This window comes from Microcystis sp. LE19-84.1B (assembly GCF_027531875.1).
Classification (GTDB): Bacteria; Cyanobacteriota; Cyanobacteriia; order Cyanobacteriales; family Microcystaceae; genus Microcystis; species Microcystis panniformis.
The window spans coordinates 1-4,067 of the sequence record NZ_JAPZSR010000430.1 but is presented as its reverse complement, the minus strand read 5'-3'; the positions used below and the strand labels follow the sequence as shown (position 1 = coordinate 4,067).

Genomic DNA, 4,067 nt, shown 5'->3' with positions numbered 1-4,067 from the left:
GGCTCTTCTGGTTTCTGTGTGGAAACGAGGTCTATACTGATAGAATATCCGCAAAATAGCCCTAAAAGTCTTGCCCGATAAGCATTTCACGATTCCATAAGCAAAAATTATCACACAAAGTCGAGAAGAGCCCTATTTCTTCGGGGACTGTAGCCACTATTTTCAGAGATTGCTGTAATGGGGATTGGCTGACGTCCGTTTAAGTGGATTGACTGGCCAGAAATTGTCGTTGATAGTCTAAAAACTCGCCATGCCATTCCGCAAAACGCCGCTCCCCATCTCTGACTAAAAATTGGCGGTAGGCTTCCGAAGAAATCCAGGGCTTTGTTGGGCGTTGTTGGTTTGTTGGGCGTTGTTGGGCCGAACGAGCTTGGTATTCCGCCGTTGATTGACGGCATTGGTTGTGATAATTTTGGTGCCATTCCTGATAGCGCCGTTCTCCATCCCGCACGAGGGCTTGGCGATAGGCTTCTGAAGATAGACTCATGGTGTTGCTCCTTTTCAAATCCCTTGATGGCTTGGCCAGAATTATAACACAATGGGTGAACTACCCAGCGCTGACTTCTCGTCAAGGTACGATCTAGGCCCTTGCCGTCAGTGGCCAGGTTTCTTGGCTATCTTAACGGCTGCATTTTGCCCCGCTTTGCGTTGCTCCCCTTTAACCAAATTTTGTACGACCGGCCAAGAAATTAGTAAAAGCTGTTTACAGGTGTCTTAACCCTTGTGGCAAACGGCCACAGCTAACCCCATTGAAGAAGTCTAGTTTTTCTAGTTTTTTCTCCTCGGTTAACATTGAAGAAGTTTGACTGTACCCTACTCTTTCTTGTCTTTCGCACCAAGCTTGTGTTCTGACATGGAGAGCTTTATTGTCAACTAATCTTACACAACCCAATGTGAGCCGCAATAGCGACTCTTGTTTTGGTGTGGGGTAAAATCGAAGCTTCACATTCTAGCGTATATCGTGTCAATGCGCTAGTATTTAAATTAAAGCCAACCTACAACGGCGGGGTTTTAGACCCAAATTTTCAATGATGTTGTTTAATTTGATCGTAACCTATTGTAGGTAAGTAGTCGGACATAAATTCTGTTGTCTATCTTAAGAAATGTAAATTGCCGCAATTCTTACTGACGACCGACGACCGACGACCGACTCCTGACCCCACAGTTAACTTTACTTTTGTCCAACTACTTAAGTAGGGAGGCACAATTATTTCTAGGATGGGTTAGCGGTAGCGTAACATGAGCGGGCGTTGGGTTTCATGCTTCAACCCAACCTACGTTCTTTGTTATATTAAATTCCACCCACCTACTTAGAATATACACTTTAGTTATTAATATGGTAATTTTTTTGCCCTTGGCAGTCTGATTTGGCAAAGAAATGCCATATTTCCATTAGCACCGTTACAAAAATCTCTGGAGAGTTGAGTTACTAATATGGTTAAAATTATTGGTCGTCAATACTTGGGAAGAAAACCCGTTTACGATATTGGTGTAAAGAAAGATCATAATTTTTTGCTGGGCAACGGGTTAATTGCCTCCAATTGTTTTAATAAATCTCACTCTACCGCTTATGCTTACGTCACCTATCAAACCGCTTATTTAAAAGCTAATTATCCTGTGGAATATATGACAGCGTTACTAACTGCTAGTAGCGATAATCAGGATAAGGTGGAAAAGTATCGAGAAAACTGTCAGAAAATGAATATCGATGTTGAACCTCCCGACATCAATCGATCGCAAAAACATTTTACCCCGATTGGGCGCAAAATTCTCTTTGGTTTGTCCGCAGTTAGAAACCTGGGCGAAAATGCGATCGAGGCTATTTTAAAAGCCCGGGAAGCAACAGGAGGAAAGTTTACTTCCTTAGGGGATTTTTGCGAGCGTGTTGATTTGCGAGTGATCAACAAAAGAGCTTTAGAAACGCTAATTTATTCTGGTGCTTTTGATAAAATTCAACCGAATCGCCATCAATTAATTGAAGATTTAGAATTAGTAGTTGCTTGGGCGCAAAAACGCACCAAAGAGAAAGAAAGTGGTCAAATGAATATTTTTGATATGCTAGGGGGTAGCACAGAAAATAAACAAGAGTCCGAGTTTGAACAGTCTCCCAGTGCAACCGCAGTGGAAGATTTTTCCCTACAGGAAAAGTTAAGACTGGAAAAAGAACATTTAGGTTTTTATGTTTCCGAACATCCTTTAAAAGCTTTACAAAGAGCTGCTCAAGTCCTATCTCCTATCAATTTAGCTGACTTAGAAGAACACAAAACCAGAAAAAAAGTCAGTGCCATTGTCCTATTAAATGCCGTCAAGAAAATTATGACTAAAAAAGGGACTCCCATGGCCTTTTTAACCATAGAAGATGCCTCGGGACAGTCGGAAGCGGTGGTTTTTTCCGATAGCTACGAACGTCTGCAAAAATTATTAGTGGAGGAAGCAACTTTAATGGTGTGGGGAAAAGTTGATCGCCGAGATGATCGGGTACAATTAATTGTCGAAGATGCGGAACCGATCGAAACCATTAAAATGGTGATGGTTAATTTATCGCTGCAAGATGTCGTCAACCAAAATCGTCAAAATCTTCTTAAAAGTATTCTGCAATCGGGAGACAAACAAAAGGCAAAAGTTCCCGTTATTGCCACCATCGGTGCGGGAACTCAGCGTCAATTTGTGCGTTTAGGACAAAACTATTGGGTAGAGGATGACAATTCGGTGGTAGAGTCTCTGAAAGTTGCCGGTTTTCTGGCTAATTCTGCACCTCTGATTAATCATTAAATGCTAACTGGCAATCACTCAAGGGCCATGATTGCGCTAATATTGTTCCTGTAAAACCTTGGCGATTTCCTGTTTCGATAATAATTCTTTTTCCACCCACAAAATCAAGATAAATATAGATTTTGATCAACTCTTTGACACTATTGCTACTCTTGTACTCCATCATTCTCCTAGTGGAATGGAAACGGAAATCGATCGCTTTTTACTAGAACGCTTTCCAGAGTTAGGATTAGAAACATGGCAAGATCAAGCGGGAAATGTCATCGGAAAAATTAAAGGACAAGATTCGACTAAAAAAATTGCTATTACTGGTCATAAAGACGAAATTGGCGCTATTATCAAGGCAATTAATCCCGATGGTACTCTGCAAATTCGCCGACTTGGGGGAGCTTTTCCTTGGATTTGCGGAGAGGGGGTGGTAGATATTATCAGATCAAACCCTGATTAATCGGTTTTGAGAGCTAATTTTGACTCTTGGTCTAATCTGCCTCTCTTCCTTGCTGTGACTGACTTATAAATTTTTGGAAATGTCTATCGCATTACTGGGGTAGATTTTACCACCATTGATGGCTTGGATGTGGTCACGGTGCCAACGATTATTGCCGAAGTTGGCTTAGACCCCAGTAAATTTAAAACGGAGAAGCAGTTCGCCTCTTGGTTAGGTTTATGTCCAGGCTGTCGCATTACTGGCGGGAAAGTCAAAAGCTCACAAACTCGTAAAGTTGTCAATCGAGCCGCCACGGCCTTTAGATTAGCCGATCAAGCAGTCAGTCGTTCTAGTTACGCTTTGGGAGCTTTTTATCGTCGTCTTTATCGCGGCGCTGGTGCGGCCAAGGCGATTACGGCCACGGCACATAAAATAGCGCGGATTTTTTATCATCTGTGGACGACCAAACAATCCTATCAAGAGCTAGGAGCAGATTATTACGAACAACAGTATCGTCAACGGGTCATCGGAAATTTTGGGTCTGAAACCCCGCCGTTTTACGGCGGCTTTGCTGTTAAATCTTAGCGCATTTACAAAATATGTGTTAGAATGTGAGGTATGGAAAAAGCCTATTCGTTTCGATTTTACCCCACACCAGAACAAGAGTCGCTATTGCGGCGCACTTTGGGCTGTGTAAGATTAGTTTACAATAAAGCTCTCCACGAACGAACACAAGCATGGTATGAAAGACAAGAAAGAGTAGGATATACTGAAACTTCTTCAATGCTAACCGATTGGAAAAAACAAGAAGAATTAGACTTTCTCAATGAAGTAAGCTGTGTACCCTTACAACAAGGGTTAAGACATT

At 42.0% G+C, this 4,067-nt stretch carries 4 protein-coding genes and 2 pseudogenes; 4 read left to right on the top strand and 2 right to left on the bottom strand.

What is annotated here, in order from left to right; all coding sequences use genetic code 11:
- Positions 1–199: 199 nt before the first annotated feature.
- Together O9324_RS24390 and O9324_RS24385 are read right to left on the bottom strand one after the other, a co-directional pair.
- Positions 200–487: a hypothetical protein gene (locus O9324_RS24390; protein WP_024971277.1), complete on the bottom strand. Its 288-nt coding sequence runs from the start codon at positions 485–487 to the stop codon at positions 200–202.
- A 219-nt stretch (positions 488–706) separates the two neighbouring features.
- A pseudogene (locus O9324_RS24385) lies at positions 707–946 on the bottom strand (helix-turn-helix domain-containing protein); the annotation flags it as partial.
- A gap of 488 nt (positions 947–1,434) precedes the next feature.
- On the opposite strand from O9324_RS24385, the gene O9324_RS24380 reads away from it, so the two are divergent.
- The 4 genes and pseudogenes from O9324_RS24380 to O9324_RS24365 all read left to right on the top strand — a co-directional run.
- Positions 1,435–2,772: a helix-hairpin-helix domain-containing protein gene (locus O9324_RS24380; protein WP_288141548.1), complete on the top strand. Its 1,338-nt coding sequence runs from the start codon at positions 1,435–1,437 to the stop codon at positions 2,770–2,772.
- A gap of 115 nt (positions 2,773–2,887) precedes the next feature.
- Positions 2,888–3,202: pseudogene (locus O9324_RS24375) on the top strand (M42 family peptidase); the annotation flags it as partial.
- Between the two features lie 87 nt (positions 3,203–3,289).
- Positions 3,290–3,784 carry a transposase gene (locus O9324_RS24370; protein WP_353851742.1) on the top strand — a complete coding sequence of 165 codons (495 nt, stop codon included), beginning with the start codon at positions 3,290–3,292 and terminating at the stop codon, positions 3,782–3,784.
- A 33-nt stretch (positions 3,785–3,817) separates the two neighbouring features.
- On the top strand, positions 3,818–4,067 hold a 250-nt coding region (locus O9324_RS24365), incomplete at its 3' end, for a helix-turn-helix domain-containing protein (RefSeq protein ID WP_288141547.1).

Bases quoted from the DNA above. Each gene is read 5' to 3' on its own strand.
- O9324_RS24390 (WP_024971277.1), bottom strand. From the start codon at position 487: ATGAGTCTATCTTCAGAAGCCTATCGCCAAGCCCTCGTGCGGGATGGA.
- O9324_RS24380 (WP_288141548.1), top strand. From the start codon at position 1,435: ATGGTTAAAATTATTGGTCGTCAATACTTGGGAAGAAAACCCGTTTAC.